The organism is Nitrospira sp. Ecomares 2.1 (assembly GCF_965152585.1).
This window is the reverse complement of the sequence record NZ_OZ224219.1, coordinates 2,031,623-2,049,750: the sequence shown is the minus strand read 5'-3', so window position 1 is coordinate 2,049,750 and position 18,128 is coordinate 2,031,623. Positions and strand designations below refer to the sequence as shown.

Genomic DNA, 18,128 nt, shown 5'->3' with positions numbered 1-18,128 from the left:
TTTTGAGGAAAGCCGTGGTATGGGGGGCGGGGGTATGAAAAACTGGCAGGAAAAGAGAGGCTTCGCTTTCCATTTCCAGTACGCATAGCTTGCGTTTAAAATGGTCCGTCTCTGCAAAACAGCTCTTCAGCTACCCAAGAGGGCGGAGTTCTCCTAACACCTCGCAGCACAAAATGTGTTCCTCACAACCGCGCACACCGGCCCCTAGTGTCACTTTGATTGGTAACACATTTCCAGTCCCGTTGGTAAGGTGGCCTTCAATTTCAAGTTCAGAAAGTAGGGAGCAGAATCATTTCCAACCTCTTCAAAGCCAGGAACCTATCAAGGCAATCACTCCTGATTTTCTGTACCCTAGTTCGAATTCTGGAATTTATACACCGCGGCGCCGATCTGAGTGGCGGTCGCTCCGACGCCGGCGACGGCATCAATGACGAGTAACCATGGAATCGGAGCCCACACCCCTGATTCCGGTGGATCGTAGAACAAGAATTTGAAACAGCTGGGGATCGGTCGGAGAAAGTTGTTAATGGGCACCCAATCGCTATAGTTATTGTCGCTCAGCTGATAGTAGCTGGCCCCAGCCCCAATACCAATATGAAGCACGCCCATAGCGGATTTGAGCGCCGGCCCGTAGACCGGGACCCACTTTGCCCCTGTCTTGTAGACGGACAAGGCACAATACACGAGATCCGCCAGGACCAACGCTCCCCGTGTGCTCCACAGCCCCACGGTCCATCGATCGGCTATGGCCCACTGGGAGGAGGGTTTCGCAAACACGCTGCCCGGCGCACCGGTTGCAAATGTCATTGAGCGAAAGAATAGGCTCAAGTAGGAGTAAAACGTGGCCTTGGGTGAAGGGACAAAAGCGCCTTCTTGTTGGCTTTGGTAGGCTTTGTAATCGCTCACCATGGTCATGAGGTAGCCAAGGCCCATAAAAAACGAAGAGGTGGCGGTCAGACTGGCCATAATCTTTGCAGACAATTGAGAGCTGTCCGACGTTCGCGCTGCCATTGTCGGCACACCCTCGGAGGGTATGGTGGGCCAAGGGAGACCGGTGGTCTGGATCGTGGTGACGTCGCTGCTGGAAAACGGAGCTTGGGGTGCTTCGTTCGGATTTAATAGCGTGCTGGCGACAAGCTTGTAGAGAATGGTCGCCGGTACGGCAAAGATGAGACAGACCAGGTCGAGCAAGGTGAACTCGTCGCCCTTCGTGATCACGTTCTTCCACAGCCAAGTGACGATCGGAATGTCGATGGGCTGGTTGATCAGGTCGGAAAACGCTTTAATGGCGGACGCCGCCACCGAGAGAATCGCTTCGATGACGTACTCGATGCCGTCCATGATAAATAGCACCAGATCTTCCGCCGCAGTCAACAAGTCCACGATGATGAGGTCGAATAGGCTGCTGGGATTAGTGATCTTCCCGGTAACAAAATTCTGCAGCGTGGCATTGGTCGAATTGAACTGCTGCGTGTTTTGGTCCGAAGTATTGCCGCTATAGATGTATTGCTTCACCGCGTCCGTGATGACGGTCGTGGGGTCGCTGTCGCCCAAGGTGCCTCCCAGGTCCCTCAGCGAGATGGCCGATGCCCCGGTGAATGAGGGTGTCGAACGACTGTAGACGTAGTTACATTTCGAGGCATGTTGCTGCTGGGTCGATTGGGTGCTCGGGTCGGCCAAGGTGTTTTGGCTTTCCGAAGCGCTATTCGCGAAGTCGTTATAGCTCTGCCCTTGGATCAGTTCGAATTTCGACTCGAGATTGGTGAAGATTTCCTTTACTTCTGCCTGCACCTCCGCAAAGTTTTTCTGGACGACTGTTTGCGCATAAGTGATGGAGCCACTTAGGTTTGTCAGAGTCTGATTCATACATTCTTTAAACACGGAATGCGTATTGAGAATATCGTCCCAATCGAAGAGCATCTTCAACCAGGCGATGACCTCCTGAAGCACCTTGTAGATTTCATCCGCGAGCTGGCGGATTTTCGAGAAGATGGTTTCGAGCGCCGCGCCGGCCTGCTTGATGGTCGAGATGACGAACGGCTCCAAATCATTGAAGACGATATTCAGGACTCCGTCGGTGACCGTGGCGGCAAAATAGGTCAGCTGATCGAACTCGTGCTTAAAGAAATGTGCTACATCTCCGAAAATGCTGCCGGATGAGCCTAACTGGCCGGTGGCCCGCCGGTTGCGCAACAGATCACGCGCTTCCTCTTCCGTGAGCACGCGGAACCGCGGGCCCTCCGGATGGGCGAAGTCGATCTCCCAATGAGGCGTTTTGATCTGGTTCAGATCGATAGTCCCTTGACCCGTGGAGTCCGTCGGGTTTTGGTTCATCCAGTTTCCGGAGGAATTGATCGCCTGCGCGGCGGTGTTAGCCGGGCCGGCTTCCTGATAATCCCCTCCCGTCAAACCTTGATTGATCAGGTCCGTGCCGGTCACCGTTTGCAGTTGCGGAGCCACCGAGTCCGGCAACGGCGCGAGCGGCGTCCCGTCCAGGGCCTGGATGTACTGGATCACATCACCCCGGCACCACCGTGAGCCCGTGATGTGGTTGCTGGCATCCACCGCCGTGAAGGTGATGACCGGCGGCGTCAGGCCCACCGCTTCATAGAGGACCGTGGCCTGCCCGCTTTCGTCCAATTCCACGGTGAGCGGGGTGGTAGGGCCGATATGATAGGCATAACTGTTCCAGACCACCGTGACGGCCTGATCGGCCGTAACCGTCACCGTGCCGGCCGCGACAGGATTGTTGCCCGAATCAAACCCCGCCAACTCCATGGAATACGTGGCCGTTTGAGTCGGCGTCGTGTTGGCCGGCGCCGGGGGCGCGGAAACCTTGCGGGTCGACCAGACCTGTGTGCCTGGGGAATCGCCATTGCCCTGGGGCCCGCCGGGCAGGTTCTGATCCATGTGAAAGACCGCGGGAGCGCTCGCCCCTGACTGCGGATCCGTCGCGAGTCCAGCCGAGAACAGCTCCGGCCCCGCCCGCATGTAGGCCGGGCAGTTCAGGGTGAGCAGCGTGCCGCCCAACTGCACCCAACTGCCGAAGGTGAGCGAGCCATTCCCCGTCTGCTGGAGATACCACAGATAATCGTTGCCCGGTTCGATGCCAAAGATGGTCACGGTCTGACTGCTGTCGACGCCCACCCCCACCGCCGTCGCGCTCTTCGGTTGACTCGCAAGCCCGGTCAACTGCGTGATCGACGGTTGCGCCGCATAGAAATTCGCCACGAGCCACAGTGTGCTGGTCGCATCGAGGAGCAGCAGATGGCCGCTGCCGAGCGGGCCGGGAATGGCATAGAGGTTTTCGGCCGTGAGGGCGCCCTTGTTGGGATTGAACGTCCCGGACTGCCCGGTCCAGGTGAACGTGGGCGTCTGCTGCGTCCATGTGATGGTGGCCTCCTCGTGCGAAATATTGCTGCCATCCACCCAGAGGACCGTGACCGAACCGCTGCCGCCGGGCCCTTCCGTCAGCCGAAAGGCCGCAGTATCGGGATCGGAAATTTCCGGGGTGAATTGTGTCGGGTACCGCTCAGCGATCGGCATCCATTGTGGGGTGCCGGTTTGCGGGTTGGTGGCGTAGGTCAGGACGAAAAAGGAGTGGGGCGTGACGTTGCCCGTGACCCCGTACAAATAGGCATGGCCGTCGGCATCCACGTACTGATCCGTCTGAAAGGTGTAGCCGATCCAGTTCTTCGCCGTGCCGGACAATGAGGCAGGCTCCCAGGTGCCTGGAGTAGACGATTGCATCCACACCGCGCTGCTTCCGGCCCCCGTCTTGAGGGGGTAGTAGCAGAGGGCGTTGAGGGTGCCCTGATGGTAGAACCCCAGGATGCGGTTACAGATTCCGGTGTTGGCGGGCGGTGTCACACCGAGTTTCACCGTCGCCCAGCCGGATTGGGACGTAGGGTCCGGGTAGAAATGCACTGGATCGCCGTCCCCATCAATGGTCAGCAGTTCGCTGATGGGATCTTGACTGGCCGGATTCTGCACCACCGCAAATAAATTCCGCGTGAGCGCATTGGAGACCGGCGCTTCCTGGGTCAACAGGTAATCGTCGATGAGATTCACGCCAATGGTGATGTTCGTGATCGCTGCCGTCATGTCCGCTCCTCCTGATAAAAAATGGATGAAGATGGATAGAGATCTTGATGTGTTATGTTCCAGACAACCCTTGTTGCTTGAGCTGGCAATGTCGAAAACCTGCGAAGCAGGCCCCGACTTTACGGAACTCGGATCTGGACCGGGTTAACCATCTTCGGCTGATTTGCAGGTGGTCACACACACTCCGATTGGTAGGATCAAATCTAAACAAATGAGAACTGTCTGGATTTCGGGACCGCAATCGAGCATAAACTTCAGACTCTCGTCAATCGGCCCAATGACGTTGCCGGCGGCGTCCCAACCGGAGTATCCAGATCCCGATTGGCTTTGGTAGATACAGGTCACAATGCCGACCGCTTCCTGGCACACACCGATAGCGGTGTCACCCACCGGCCCGGCTCCATCAACAAACTCGGTTGCCGTGTGGGTCGTGGAAAGCGCAACGAAACAGGCATCGCACGACGCCTGGAAGATCCCGGTAAACCACGCGTTGAGTGTCCACCTGTCGGCTTGCGTCCAATCACCCGACGATTTGCCGAAAACCGAATATGGAGCGGTTGAACCAATCTGAAAGCCCGCAAGAATAACCGAAAGAATCGAGTAGTTTCGGGCTGAGGCATCGTCCTCCCCCGCAGCCGCTTTGAGATCCATATTCATGGCGCACCATCCCGTGACGATATACGAAAGTCCCGCGAGAATGCCCAGAGGCTCCAACACCTCCTTGGAGGGAGGCGTATATCCGACCGGCGCTGACCACTCGACACCACTGTCCGAAAGGGCCGGGATGGACGGCCAAGCTAACTGGCTTTGCTGCAATTCATCGAGGGTTGTGCTGGTGAAGGGAGGCGACGCGTTTGAGCCCCCATACAAAATTTTATAGAGGATGGTACCGGGCACCGCAAGAATCAGGCAGAACAGATCGAGCAAGGTGAACTCGTCGCCGTTCGTGATCACATTCTTCCACAGCCACGTGATGATCGGGATGTCGATTGAATCTGTGATCATGCTTTGGAATGCCTCGAGCGCATCCTCGAGCAGATTGAGGATGGCTTCCAGGACCGCCTCCACGGCATCGACCACAAAGAGCACGAGATCTTTTGCGGCTTCCAGGAATTGGAGAATAATGAGATCCAAAAAATTACTGGGATCGCTCAAGGTGTCTGTTATGAAATTGAGCAGGCTTTGTGAGTAGACCGTATAGAGCGACTGCCCATTGGCGTTTGTCGGATCCATGATGCTGGTTTGAATGGCCTGAATAATGGCCGTCGTCGGATCGCTCCCGACCAGGCCGGGTGGCACTCCCGCAGGCGCCACGGCGCCTATGGTTCCGAAGGAGGTCTTCGAACGGCTGTAGACATAATTGCACTTCGACGCATGCTGCTGGTTGGTGTTGAGCGTCGTCGTACCCGCAAGCACGTTGGTGTTCGTGGCTGTTGCTGCCCCTGTCTGGGCATTGTTCGCAAAATTATTGAAGCTGGTCGAATTGTCGAAGTGGCTTTCGATATTGTCGAAGACATTGGTGATGTCCGACTTGAGGGAAGAGAACCACTTCGACAGGTCGTTCTCCGCATCGCCGACCACGGTCATCAGATTGGTGAATAAGGTTTGATTGACGGCGTACTTGATTGCCGTATGGGTATTGAGAATATCGTCCCAATCAAAGAGCATCTTCAACCAGGCGATGACCTCCTGAAGCACCTTGTAGATCTCATCCGCCAGTTGCCGGATTTTCGAGAAGATGGTTTCGAGGGCCGCGCCGGCCTGCTTGATGGTCGAGATGACGAACGGCTCCAAATCATTGAAGACGATATTGAGGACTCCGTCGGTGACCGTGGCGGCAAAATAGGTCAGCTGATCGAACTCGTGCTTAAAGAAATGTGCTACATCTCCGAAGATGCTGCCGGATGAGCCTAACTGGCCGGTGGCCCGCCGGTTGCGCAACAGATCACGCGCTTCCTCTTCCGTGAGCACACGGAACCGCGGGCCCTCCGGATGGGCGAAGTCGATCTCCCAATGCGGCGTTTTGATCTGGTTTAGGTCGATGGCCCCCTGCCCCGTGGAGTCCGTCGGGTTTTGGCTCATCCAGTTTCCGGAGGAATTGATCGCCTGTGCCGCCGTGTTGGCGGTGTCGGTTTGGGAATAGGCGCCCCCCGTTAAGCCCTGATTGATCAGATCGGTGCCGGTCACCGTTTGCAGTTGCGGAGCCACCGAGTCCGGCAGCGGCGCCAGCGGCGTCCCGTCCAGAGCCTGGATGTATTGGACCACATCACCCCGGCACCACCGTGAGCCCGTGATGTGGTTGCTGGCATCCACCGCCGTGAAGGTGATGACCGGCGGCGTCAGGCCCACCGCTTCATAGAGGACCGTGGCCTGCCCGCTTTCGTCCAACTCCACGGTGAGCGGGGTGGTAGGGCCGATATGATAGGCATAACTGTTCCAGACCACGGTGACCGCCTGATCGGCCGTCACCGTCACCGTGCCGGCCGCGACAGGATTGTTGCCCGCATCAAACCCCGCCAACTCCATGGAATACGTGGCCGTTTGAGTCGGCGTCGTGTTGGCCGGCGCCGGGGGCGCGGAAACCTTGCGGGTCGACCAGACCTGTGTGCCTGGGGAATCGCCATTGCCCTGGGGCCCGCCGGGCAGGTTCTGATCCATGTGAAAGACCGCGGGAGCGCTCGCCCCTGACTGCGGATCCGTCGCGAGCCCGGCCGAGAATAGCTCCGGCCCCGCCCGCATGTAGGCCGGGCAGTTCAGGGTGAGCAGCGTGCCGCCCAACTGCACCCAACTGCCGAAGGTGAGCGAGCCACTCCCCGTCTGCTGGAGATACCACAGATAGTTGCTGCCCGGTTCGATGGCAAAGATGGTCACGGTCTGACTGCTGTCGACGCCCACCCCCACCGCCGTCGCGCTCTTCGGTTGATTCGCAAGCCCGGTCAACTGGGTGATCGACGGTTGCGCCGCATAGAAATTCGCCACGAGCCAGAGCGTGTTGGTCGCATCGAGGAGCAGTAGCTGGCCGCTGCCCAGTTCGCCGGGGAGCGCATAGAGGTTGTCGGCGGTCAGCGTGCCTTTCCCCGGGTTGAACGTGGACGATTGCTCGCTCCAGGTAAACGTGGCCGTCTGCTGGTTGTTCTGTTCTGACCAGGTCACCGTCGCGTCCTCATGCGAGATGGTGCTGCCATCGACCCAGAGGACCGTGACCGACCCGCTGCCGCCCGTCCCTTCGGTGAGGCGAAAGGCCGCCGTGTCGGGATCGGAAATTTCCGGGATGAATTGTGTCGGGTACCGCTCGGCGATCGGCATCCATTGTGGAGTGCCGGTTTGCGGATCGGTGGAATAGGTCAAGACAAAGAAGGCGTGGGGGGTGACGTTGCCCGTAACCCCGTACAAATAGGCATGGCCGTCGGTGTCCACGTACTGATCCGTCTGATAGGTGTAGCCGATCCAGTTCTTCGCCGTGGCGGATAACGAGGCGGGGGTCCACGTGCCGGCCACGGACGATTGCATCCACACCGCGCTGCTTCCGGCCCCCGTCTTGAGGGGGTAGTAGCAGAGGGCGTTGAGGGTACCCTGGTGATAAAACCCGACGAGACGATTGCAGGGGCCGGTGTTATCGGGTGCCGTGGCCCCGAGTTTCACCGTTGTCCAGCCCGATTGGGACGTAGGGTCCGGGTAGAAATGCACTGGATCGCCGTCCCCATCGATGGTCAGCAGTTCGCTGGTGGGATCTTGACTGGCCGGGTTTTGCACGACCGTGAACAGATTCCGCGTGAGCGCATTGGAGACCGGCGCTTCCTGGGTCAACAGGTAATCGTCGATGAGATTCACGCCGATGGTGATGTTCGTGATCGCTGCCGTCATGTCCTCTCCTCCTCCGTGATGAAGCCGAGTTCGTGTGACGGGAATTTTTATTCCTTTCCCTGCGCCTCCTGTTCGCTGCAAACCGGATTGGCATCGTTCGGCCCACTGCAGGGTTGGCAATTTGCAGTTGTCAGGTAGGGCAAGCCGAAGTTCCCCGCATCGGTGGTTCCGCCGTAGTCGTAGGTCCCGGTCATGCCGAAATGAGCTGAATTGGTCCCAATCGCGAGGGCGACCTTCTCGTGGTCGTCTAGCGTGACCGATCCTTTCAGGCCATGCGTATGTGGAACCCTGGTGCCGGGAGCCGTCAGCGGTTTCCCGCTCCCGAAGGCCTCGTTCGGGGTGCCGCCGTCTGGCAGACCTACGAGCAAACGCCCGGATCCCGTGGCACTTGATTTCCAGGGATAGGGACAATTTTGGGTGCCAAAGAACGTCACGACGTCGGAGGGCACCGTGGGTGGATTGTGTGTGGAGAAGGTGGGGTCCCGTTCGCAGAGCAGGAGCTGAGTGTAGGGGACATTGTTGAATGTGGCGACAGTCGATCCGCTAAACGTGTGGGTGCCGGGGCTGGTCAGATCGTGGCATACCCCAACCCCTTTCTCAAATTGATACGAGTCCAGGCTAATGCTTGAGGTGAGAGCATGGCTGTGCGAACGCTGCTCACCATTCGCGTAGGGATTGCCAACCAGGGTTCCGACGGTTCCATCCGGAGGCGCTTCGAATGGCATGACGAAATAGCCGTCAACGGTGGATGTAGGCGTGCTCTCGGTAAATTGATTGTTCCCCAACGGACCCTTGGCTGCTTGATTATTATTTCCCGCTGGGACTAACCAGATTCCGCTGGCTGGTTGATTTGAAAAAAAGTTATATTGAGTGGCTCCTGCCCCAGAGACACCTGCGTTCAGGCCGTTTTCTTCAGAGAACTGCACGTTGGCGTACACTTCCTTGCTGGCAAGGACATAGTTGAAGTTGAAATCGGGGCGGGCTTTCTGTGTATTCCACGTGAACGCGACCTTTTTCTGATTATTCTGGTAAACGACCATGTTCCAAAAATTCAGTTCGTTCGTTTTGCCTCCTGCGATCGTCGACGGGTCGGATCCACGTCCCCGCAAAACACCATCCTTGTCACTATCCGTCCCGTCAAAGGTGATCACGACTTTGTAGTTCTGCGGTCCGTTCCACGTTACCTGGTACCCTTGGGGATACCCGACGGCCGGCTGCCAGTTGGCCGGACAGGACTGGAGGTTGAAAAAGGCCAGCGCTGAGGTTCCATACCCGTCGGTTGGAGGCGGGGATTGACCGCTGACTTTCTTCTCACACGCGAGCATTTGGAACAGCGGAAGGTCGGAGGACCCTCCATTGAGGGTCGTCCCCTTGACGGTGTAGTAGTGCGTAGTGTCGGTCCTATGCTGGGTATCGTGCTCAAACGAGCCGCAGTCGCCGGTATTGAGTTGCTTCTCGGGGAGGCTGACCGAAGCGGTGAAGTCGTGCTGATGGGCCGGGGCTGTGAGGTTCGTCAGGGGCGTACCGACTGTTTTGGCCAGGTCGTACATCGTGGAGTCGGTGACGCCAAGCAGGAGCCGACCCTGTGCGTAGGGTGCGGGCTCCCATCCAGTCGGACATTGGCTTTGCGGAAAGAATGCCACCATGCCGGCCGGTGACGTGTCGGTGGCTTGCGCGCTGGCCGACTGCGGTGACAGTGCGTTGACCGTGCCCAAAATACACGAAACAACCATGAGCCCCGTACGCGAAAACATCAAGGTCTGCATAAAATACTCTCCAAGAAGTGGACCGGCTCCCCGTCCCGTTGAGCGTTCACAGCTCGCTGGCGAGATTTTAACTGGCCGGATTTTTCCCCACCCCAAACAGATTTCGCGTGAGCGCATTGGAGACCGGCGCTTCCCGGGTCAACAAAAGAATCGTCGATGCAATTCCTCCCGATGGTGATGTTCGTGATCACTGCCATTTCCGCTCCTCTTCGCTAAACAGAATCGTATGGGTTGAGAATCCTTATTCCTTGCTCTGCGCCTGTTCGTGGCAGACCGGGTTGGAATCATTGACGACGCATGGCTGGCAATTCGCCACGGCCAAATACGGGAGGCCAAAATCGCTTGAGTCGGTCGACCCGCTATAGTCGTACGTCCCGTCATGACCAAAGACTGGCGAATCGGTCCCCGATGCCAGAGCGACCTTTTGCTCCGAAATCGACACCGATCCTTTGAGGCCATGGGTATGCTGAGGCCGATCGCCCGGCGTTTGCAGCGGATTCCCGCCGCCGAACGCTTGATCCTCGTTTCCGCCGTCGGGTAGGCCGACGAGAAAGCGACCGCTACCCGTCGGGCTCGGTTTCCAGCCATAGGGACAATTTTGACTACCGAAGAACGTCACCACGTTGGTTGGAACACCAGCCGGCGGATTGGCGGATGAAAAATTCGGTTCCCGTTCGCACAGGAGGAGCTGGGTGTATGGCACATTATTGAATACCCCCTCTGTCTTACCGCTAAACGAGTGCTTACCGTCGCTGGTCAGGCTTGAGCAACTAGCGGGCCAGGGCGCGAGCTCATACTGTCTTGTATCGAGATTGATGCTTGAGGTCAGGGTATGCGTATGGGTACGCTCTTCACCGTTGGAATAGGGATTGCCAACCAGGGTTCCGACGGTCCCATCGGGCGGCGCTTCGAAGGGCATGACAAAATAGCCATCGACGGATGACGATGACGCTCGCGCCGTGAATTGTGTGTTCCCCAATGGACCTTTGGCGGCCTGATTATTTTCCCCTGCTTGGACGAGCCAGATTCCGTCGGCTGCTTGATTCGAAAAAAAGTTATAGTCGGTGGCTCCTGATCCCGTGATACCCGCATTCAGACCGTTTTCTTCAGAGTACTGCACGGAGGCGTACACTTCTTGACCGGCAAGGGCATAGTTGAAGTTGAAGTCGGAACGGGATTTTTGTGTGTTCCACGTATAGGTGGCCTTTGTCTGATTATTCTGGAAAACGACCATGTTCCAAAAATTCAGTTCGTTTGTTTTGCCTCCGGCGATCTTCGACGGGTCGGAGCCCCGTCCCCTGAGAACACCATCCTTATCGCTGTCCGTGCCGTCAAAGGTGATCACCACCTTATAATTTTGTGGTCCGCTCCAGGTCACCTGATAGCCCTGTGGGTAGCCGATCGCCGGCTGCCAGTTGGTTGGACAGGAATTGAGATTAAAGAAGGCCAGCGCCGACGTGCCGTAGTCGTCTGTCGGTGGCGGCGATTGTCCACTGTCTTTCTTCTCGCACGCAAGAATCTGGAACAGGGGGAGACCCGTGTCGCCGCTCAAAGCAGGACCGTTAACCGTATAGTCTCCCTTCTTCGCGCCCCCCGTGGTGCTTCCACCGCAGTAACCCGTATCGACCGTTTTTTGAGGAAGACTCAGCGTCACGCCAAACGGATGGTCGTGGGACGGGGCTGTTTCATTTTCAAGGGCCGTGCCCACTTGCTTGAGGAGCGTCCAATCGGCCGTATCGGTTGTCCCCAGGCCGAGACGTCCCTGCAAATAGGTCGCCGACTCCCAGCCATCGGGACATTCGCTTTGCGTCGAAAAGTACGCCACCATGCCGGCCGGGGACGTGTCGGTGGCTTGCGCGGTTGCCGACTGAGATGACAGTGCGCTGATCGCACCAAACATACTCCCGAAGATCATGAGTCCAAAAAGAAAATGCCTATACATGAAAGCCTCCCCAGAGAGATACAGTGAGAGGAATGTTCTTTTTGAATTACCGGTTACGTCAACCTAAAGAGGCATAGTTTTCGCCTGGGTAACATTTTTCTCTTTTTTTGTCAAAAATTTTTTCACGTTCTGCATTTCAGAAACATGTGGCATGACTCACAACGTTTTAGGAAGATCGGCTTTGGAAAACCGCCTCCGTTCGCCCAACCCCTATACCAGTCTGTGACCACCCACGCTCACAGTCCTGTACATGGGAATATCATTTGAGTAAATACGATGAGAGGTGAGAGTTCACGAAAATCATCTCGAATCGGGCATATTCGGTAGCCTCACTGAAAAGCGAGGACAGAGGCACTCGTCGTGAGCCAAGAAAAGAAAGGCCTCAAGTGGCCCCAGGAAATGACATCACCGGTGGTGAACGGGGGAAAAGGGCAGGGAGGGCTGGAACTTCGGCGCCCTACCCCATCATGAAATGGGGTAGAGCGCCGACGCAGGACGATAACCAATGAAGGTTTCGCGTGACCTTCAAACGCTTTCACGCATCGAGATGATCAATCCCGGTCATATGCCTGGTGAGGTGAGTGGCTCCGATGGCCTCTGCGGTGGTCTCTCCTGTGGCCTCGCTGATCAAATGATTGCGGTGGCCCGATCAATGGTGTCTTGACGGGTCCGGCCGCGCCGGGAACGATCACGAAGGAATTGCCCCCTGGGTTGGTGTTATAGACCGGCCCGAAAGGACCGGTCTTTTTCCAATTGTTCAGGAGCCAGACATTGCCAGACGGATCGATACCACCACCTGTGACCCGATCCAACGCGTCACTGACGTAACCGGGGTCCCGTGAGATAGGATCGCCCGTGCCTTTACCCGAGGGACATTTGCTGGGATCCGCACCGCAAAAATGCGAGAGCGGCGTATCCGGCCACACCGTGTTCTCATCGACATCGCGGGTTGGTTTCTGTCCAAAATTAAACACCCAGAGCGTGTCATTTCCGTCGACCGCGTTGCCCCAGGGAATCGTCAGACCGCCACCAATATGAGTAGAGGGAGCGCTGTCATCGGCGGGATACAGAGTGACTGAAGGACCATCCATTCCGTCCTGAGGATCGAGTGGGTCGACACAGGGCACTTTCACCGAATTCGAGTTAGAGACCCACATGTTTCCCTGGCTGTCGCCGGAAATTCCCATCGGCCAGGACAACACCGGCTCGGATTTGGCATTGAGGTTCGGAAGCATCTCCACTGTGCCATCGGACGACACGCGGTAGACCCCGCCAATCGCCTCGGTTGGATCGGCCGTGCCGGAATCGGCCACATATCCGACCTGGTTGGCCGTTACCCACGCGCGGCCCTTCGGATCGATCGCGATGGCAAACGGTTTGAGAAGTGGCGCGTCCGAATCCGGCTCCGTATCCGGGATAGTGGGGGCGTAGATGCCTTCTGCTCCTCGTCCACCCGGGAACGCGATGTTCCTCGCATGGCCAGGTTTACCTTTTGGAATGAATGTGACCGTGTCGTTTCCGCAGTTAGCAATCCAGATGTTCCCCTTTTTGTCTGAGACGGTGGCCTGGGGCCACCAGATATGGCCTTTAGTGAAGCCATCGAAGCCGGAGATCGGGCTGCCATCGGGACGGAACACCGAGACGCTATCATGGGCGGCTGGAATCTTTAATGCCGGGTCAGGCAGAGGGTCGACGGTGGTATCCGCACAGGCCGGCGCCTCAAATCCGAAATTGCCCACCCAGACCTTGCCATGCGGGTCCAGCCCGATGCCAAACCCCGCCCCGCTGAGACCACCGCCGAAGTACGGCGATCCGGGGAAGGTCTCACCCCAGGGATACGTTTTAATCAGGCGCTGCCCGGCACAGGCAATTTCATTTGAGAATGTCGGACGATAGTTGTCGTTGATCCAGGCGAAGCCGCCTTCGTCAAAGGCAATTTGGCCAGGGCCGCTCATGAGGTTGAATGGATCGTAGATGTTGTGCTGCCCCCCGTTGAATTTAATGAACAACAGCCAGCTGGTTGGACGTTTCATCAATGCCGGCTGATTGACCGGATCCAATAGCGACAGCTGATAGAGCGGATCGTCCGTATCTGTCGGATAACCTGGATACGACGGATATTTGGCGATGTTGGCGACGGCTTGCAACACCGTGGTCGGCGCGGGTCCTCCCTCCGGTGTCGTCGCCATGAACAGGGAGTAACAGTTGGTGTTATCCGCGACGCAACTCGCAACTACGTTGGTGAGGGAATTGAAGGTCGGGTATGTCGATGTCTCGGTTCCATTTGGTGTATTGAAGAGCACTTCGCCAATGTCTCCGGTTTCCGGATTGGCCATGTTCTCCGCCATCTTCACGGCGTTGATCATGCCGTAAGTATTACCGTGAATTTTCCAGACGTCGACGAACTGAGCGAAAGCGGTTCCCGTGGCAACCGTCGTGCGTTCGTTGACCACCACGGCGTCGTACACATGGTGGCCCGTGCCGATGACACCGGCCAGCATGACCGGGCCGTATTCAGCAATGACGAAGAGGACGAATTGCTGACCATGCGGCACCCGGTAGCGGATCTTGAATTTCCCGTCGCCATCGGTTCTAGCCGTTCCAAGCACTTGACCCTTCCCATGGCCACCTGCCTCAGCCGCATAAAGCGAGACCTTATATCCGCGTTGCGCATGGCCATTGCCCTCTACAGTGCCACGGAGCGTTTGGGAATGCGGATGTTGGCCAGCATGCACGGGCAGTATCCCAACCGTGCACGCCAGTATCATCATGGTCATAGCTGTGACAGCTACCGGGAATTTTCTCAAAAAGACCGATCGCGCGAGTCCAAATGTGGGTTTCATGATCAGACCTCCTTATTCTCTTCCCTCTGCACATGGAAAAAATGGTCAATGTTGCCTGTTACTGAGGGTAGGAAATGACCGCTTGAAGGGTCAAGATTAGGAAAGAAAAAAGGAGTCCGAAAAATGTGAGTGGTCAACCACCAATGGGGCAGCACAAAAAGCCCCTGCATTGATGGGTCAGCGGCGAGTTATTCAAACACATCACAGCTTGGCAAGCCCAACGTTTGATGCAGGCACAGCCAACACAGCAGAGTTCCTGACAAACGAATCCCTACTGAAATGTGAATAAACAACTCAAGAAATTTCTTGAAGAATTTTGTGCGGTCATAATATTGATGAAGCTTCAGGCAATTCATTTTTGGTGAGGCCATTGATTGGCTCCATTCTTCCTGGACGGTTCCCTGGTCATCCAAGCCAACAGGAGCAGAAGACCGAGCAGCACAAGTGGAACGGGCACCGCACCCATTTCTCCAGCCCTCAAATGTGTCAGCGCGGCACCCACCATGGTGATGCTCAGGACCACCATGCCATACCATTGCGTCTTCGGGATAAACAAACAAAGTCCGCCGCCGACTTCAATGATCCCGATCAAATACAAAAACCAGAAGGGATACCCCCATTGCGCAAAATGTTCAACCTGGGACTCACTGCACATGAGCTTGGCTCCTCCTGCCACAACAAAGAAAATCCCTAACAACACACACAGGACAATGGTCATCACGCGCTTCATGACCCCTCCAACCCACACAGGAAAAAAGCAATAAGGAAAAATCTAAATTTCACCCAACTGTCATCTTAACCACCTGGACGGGTGTGGCGAGTAAATCCTGCAGATTAGTATTCGGTTCGCACAACCGTCCACCAGACATTTTCCGCACTAGTGGCTGCAAGATTTAGAGGACATCACCTAATATCCTGTTGGGAAAGAATCCATGTCAAAATTTCATTTAAAATCCACGCTGCCAATTAGACAAGGCGTGCGTCATGGCGCTCTCCAACAAAGATCTCCTGCTCGAGTTCAGGCATACCACTATCAATCCATTCTGCGAAATACGCGTTCACTCGAATACCATTCGCCCGAGGTAAACAGTACCCGAGTTTCTTGTACGTGGTTCCTAGAATTTCTCTATTTGGTTCTACGACTACGAAAAGTGCTGAGCCAATTGGCAGGTCATCTTCATGCGCTCTTAGGGTGGCCAAAAGGCCGCGATCCATGTCGCATTCGAAGGACATTCCAACAATGACAATCAGATTTGACCAAAGCAAATAGTTCAAGGCCTTATTTGCTTCGTAAGTTTTATTCCTCACGCTCGCACTGTCGGTCTCTAACAGGAAGGGACTTCGATTCTGGAAATCGCCAGGTTCTACGGAACCATTTAGATGGTAAACCGTGCCATGGGTACTAAGAAATCGAGGCGCACAGCCCTGATTGTTTGCATTGATCCAATTGTTCAAGTCACGCTGTAGCAGATAGTCCCAGTTCGTCGTAATCAATCGATGATGTCCTCCATCAAGAGTGCTACTCGCCATAGTGTCAAGTAGACGTGTGTACGGAGTCGGATACTCGGTAATCCGCATCATCTCTTGGCGCAACCTCCCGGTGATCATTCTCACGTGGGCTTCCCGAGTTATCCGTTCAGCAATAAGGTCTTCCTTCCAATCCTGAGGAACCTCCCACTTGAGGCCATTTGCGATTGAGGCCCCCCTACCAAAGAGCCAGGTACATCCTTGAGACATAAACTCATCCAAAAAATAAACTTTTCCTCAGTTGCAAGGAAATTAAGATCCTCTCAGTCCAAGTCGTTTAATGTTTTTCCCCGACCCGACCCTTCATTTTGGCTTATTTTTGAATTGATTGGACCTTTTTGAAAGGCCCCAATCGTAATCCCCGGCGATTCGTACAGCATATTGAATCGGCATTGAACTCCTTACCTTCGCAGCCATGAATCTTATCTCAATTGGAGATAAGTATAGTCACCATCAGAGGCTCAGCTCCATGGCCTTGCTTCGATGCGTAAAGTTCCAACCAGGCCAGGGCGAGCGTTCTGCTCGATTGGGATATCGAAGGTAATGCCGGCGTTCGGTTTTCCCTTGATGAGAGGACGGGTTTCTACATCTTTGCCGGGTTTCCCGGGATTCATGTCCTGATAGCCATACTTGATGCGCCATCCGCTCGGACTTCCCTTATCGGGAAAGGCCTCGACCAGAATCAACTGACGATAGATAAAACCACCCTCATAGTGGCGTTTCATGAACAGCAGGCCATCCACGACGTAATCGGGAACCAGGACCTTGATGTCGAAGGCAAAGCTGACCGATTTGGATGCTTTGACGCTCTTACTTGGATCCAGAAAAATGGAGAAGAGGTGTGGACTCTTCGTGCGATCCGGCTTGCGCTTGGTTCCGTCCTTCCCTGGGAAGAGTTCCCCATAGCTGCGGAAGATGGCGGAGTTCTCCCGCACCTCGCGCCGTGTCATCTGCCACTGGCAGCCGCGCACGCTGGCCGCAATTTCGAACTGGTAGGAAGCTCGAACCTTCTTGCCGTCTTCGTGCGCTTTTTGCACTTCCACGGGCAATGTGATGTCATCGATCTCCAGAATGCCATCCACGCGCAGTGCACCAAACAGGAACCGCGTGAGGTTCTGATAGCCTTCCTCGGAGTTGACGATACCGTAGTGGCCGGAATGGCTGCGGTGCACGAACGCGCGCGGCGAACTCACATCCTTGCCGTCGGAGCCCGGCCCATGCGTGGTGGCATTTTCGAGACGCACCAGCCCGTCGCTGGCATCCCCTGCCGCCCACGACGAAATGCCGCCGGCCACGGTGTAATCGCGTGCATCGGTTCCGACCAGGTTGAAGATGCGCTCAGGCGGGAAATTTTTGACGACCGAAACGTCGTCCCCCTTGGGCACCGCGAGGTATCCGGCCATCTTGTCGCGATTAAAATTATTGATGTCGCCGAACGAGAGCCAACCCGGCACATTACGCACGATCCGCATGTCAATGCCATTGTGAGGCGTGGCATAGGTAAAGACTTTGTCTACGGCGTTGCGCGCCTCCGCTGAGCCAAGTTTCGTATTCTGCAGAAAAGCCCGGCAGATCAGCCCTCCCATGGAATGAGCCACGAGATAGACCCGGAAGTCTTTAGGCGTAACCTTGTTATCCTTATTCGCGCAGACCTTTTCGCGCAGGCGCAGAATAAGAGTGCCCAGGCCTTTGGCGAAGTGCTCAATAGGCGGCGTCTTGCCGTCCCCAAAGTCCTTCGAGGCTTCATCGTAATAGCGGTAGATAATTATTGAGCGATATGGAACGGGATGGTCGGCACGCTCGGCTGCCACGAGGTCGTCCCCATCCACGAAGACATCCTCATATTCGTGATCGCCCATTAGCCTCACGAGCGGCGACTCGAAGTAAAAACGCTTGACGTCACCGGTCCATGCCACGCGCGACTTGGTTGAGCCGATATTGAACCCCATGTAAGGATCGGCCACCGTTTCTTCAATTTCGCTCGAAGTGGCGGCAAAGCCGCGGACGTAGATGATGGGGTGGTAGGGATGCTGCGCGGATGTCGTCATGAAAGTACCTCCGAATTACGATTGCGCGAATGTC

8 protein-coding genes are annotated in these 18,128 nt (G+C 56.1%); all 8 read right to left on the bottom strand.

What is annotated here, in order from left to right; all coding sequences use genetic code 11:
• Positions 1-351 precede the first annotated feature (351 nt).
• Positions 352-4,104, bottom strand: a complete 3,753-nt coding sequence (locus tag ACWHYD_RS08910; protein ID WP_447965545.1) for a hypothetical protein — start codon at positions 4,102-4,104, stop codon at positions 352-354.
• 144 nt (positions 4,105-4,248) lie between these two features.
• Entirely contained in the window at positions 4,249-7,968 is a 3,720-nt protein-coding gene (locus tag ACWHYD_RS08905; RefSeq protein WP_447965544.1) for a hypothetical protein, read from the bottom strand.
• A 47-nt stretch (positions 7,969-8,015) separates the two neighbouring features.
• Positions 8,016-9,734: a hypothetical protein gene (locus tag ACWHYD_RS08900; protein ID WP_447965543.1), complete on the bottom strand. Its 1,719-nt coding sequence runs from the start codon at positions 9,732-9,734 to the stop codon at positions 8,016-8,018.
• Positions 9,735-9,975: 241 nt separating this feature from the next.
• A complete protein-coding gene (locus ACWHYD_RS08895; protein ID WP_447965542.1) occupies positions 9,976-11,676 on the bottom strand; it encodes a hypothetical protein in 1,701 nt (566 codons plus the stop codon).
• Positions 11,677-12,227: 551 nt separating this feature from the next.
• Positions 12,228-14,519, bottom strand: a complete 2,292-nt coding sequence (locus ACWHYD_RS08890) for a hypothetical protein (RefSeq protein WP_447965541.1) — start codon at positions 14,517-14,519, stop codon at positions 12,228-12,230.
• 352 nt (positions 14,520-14,871) lie between these two features.
• On the bottom strand, positions 14,872-15,249 hold the full coding sequence (locus ACWHYD_RS08885; protein WP_447965540.1) for a DoxX family protein: 378 nt from the start codon (positions 15,247-15,249) through the stop codon (positions 14,872-14,874).
• Between the two features lie 236 nt (positions 15,250-15,485).
• On the bottom strand, positions 15,486-16,256 hold the full coding sequence (locus tag ACWHYD_RS08880; protein WP_447965539.1) for an SIR2 family protein: 771 nt from the start codon (positions 16,254-16,256) through the stop codon (positions 15,486-15,488).
• Positions 16,257-16,507: 251 nt separating this feature from the next.
• Positions 16,508-18,094, bottom strand: a complete 1,587-nt coding sequence (locus tag ACWHYD_RS08875; RefSeq protein ID WP_447965538.1) for an esterase/lipase family protein — start codon at positions 18,092-18,094, stop codon at positions 16,508-16,510.
• Positions 18,095-18,128 lie beyond the last annotated feature (34 nt).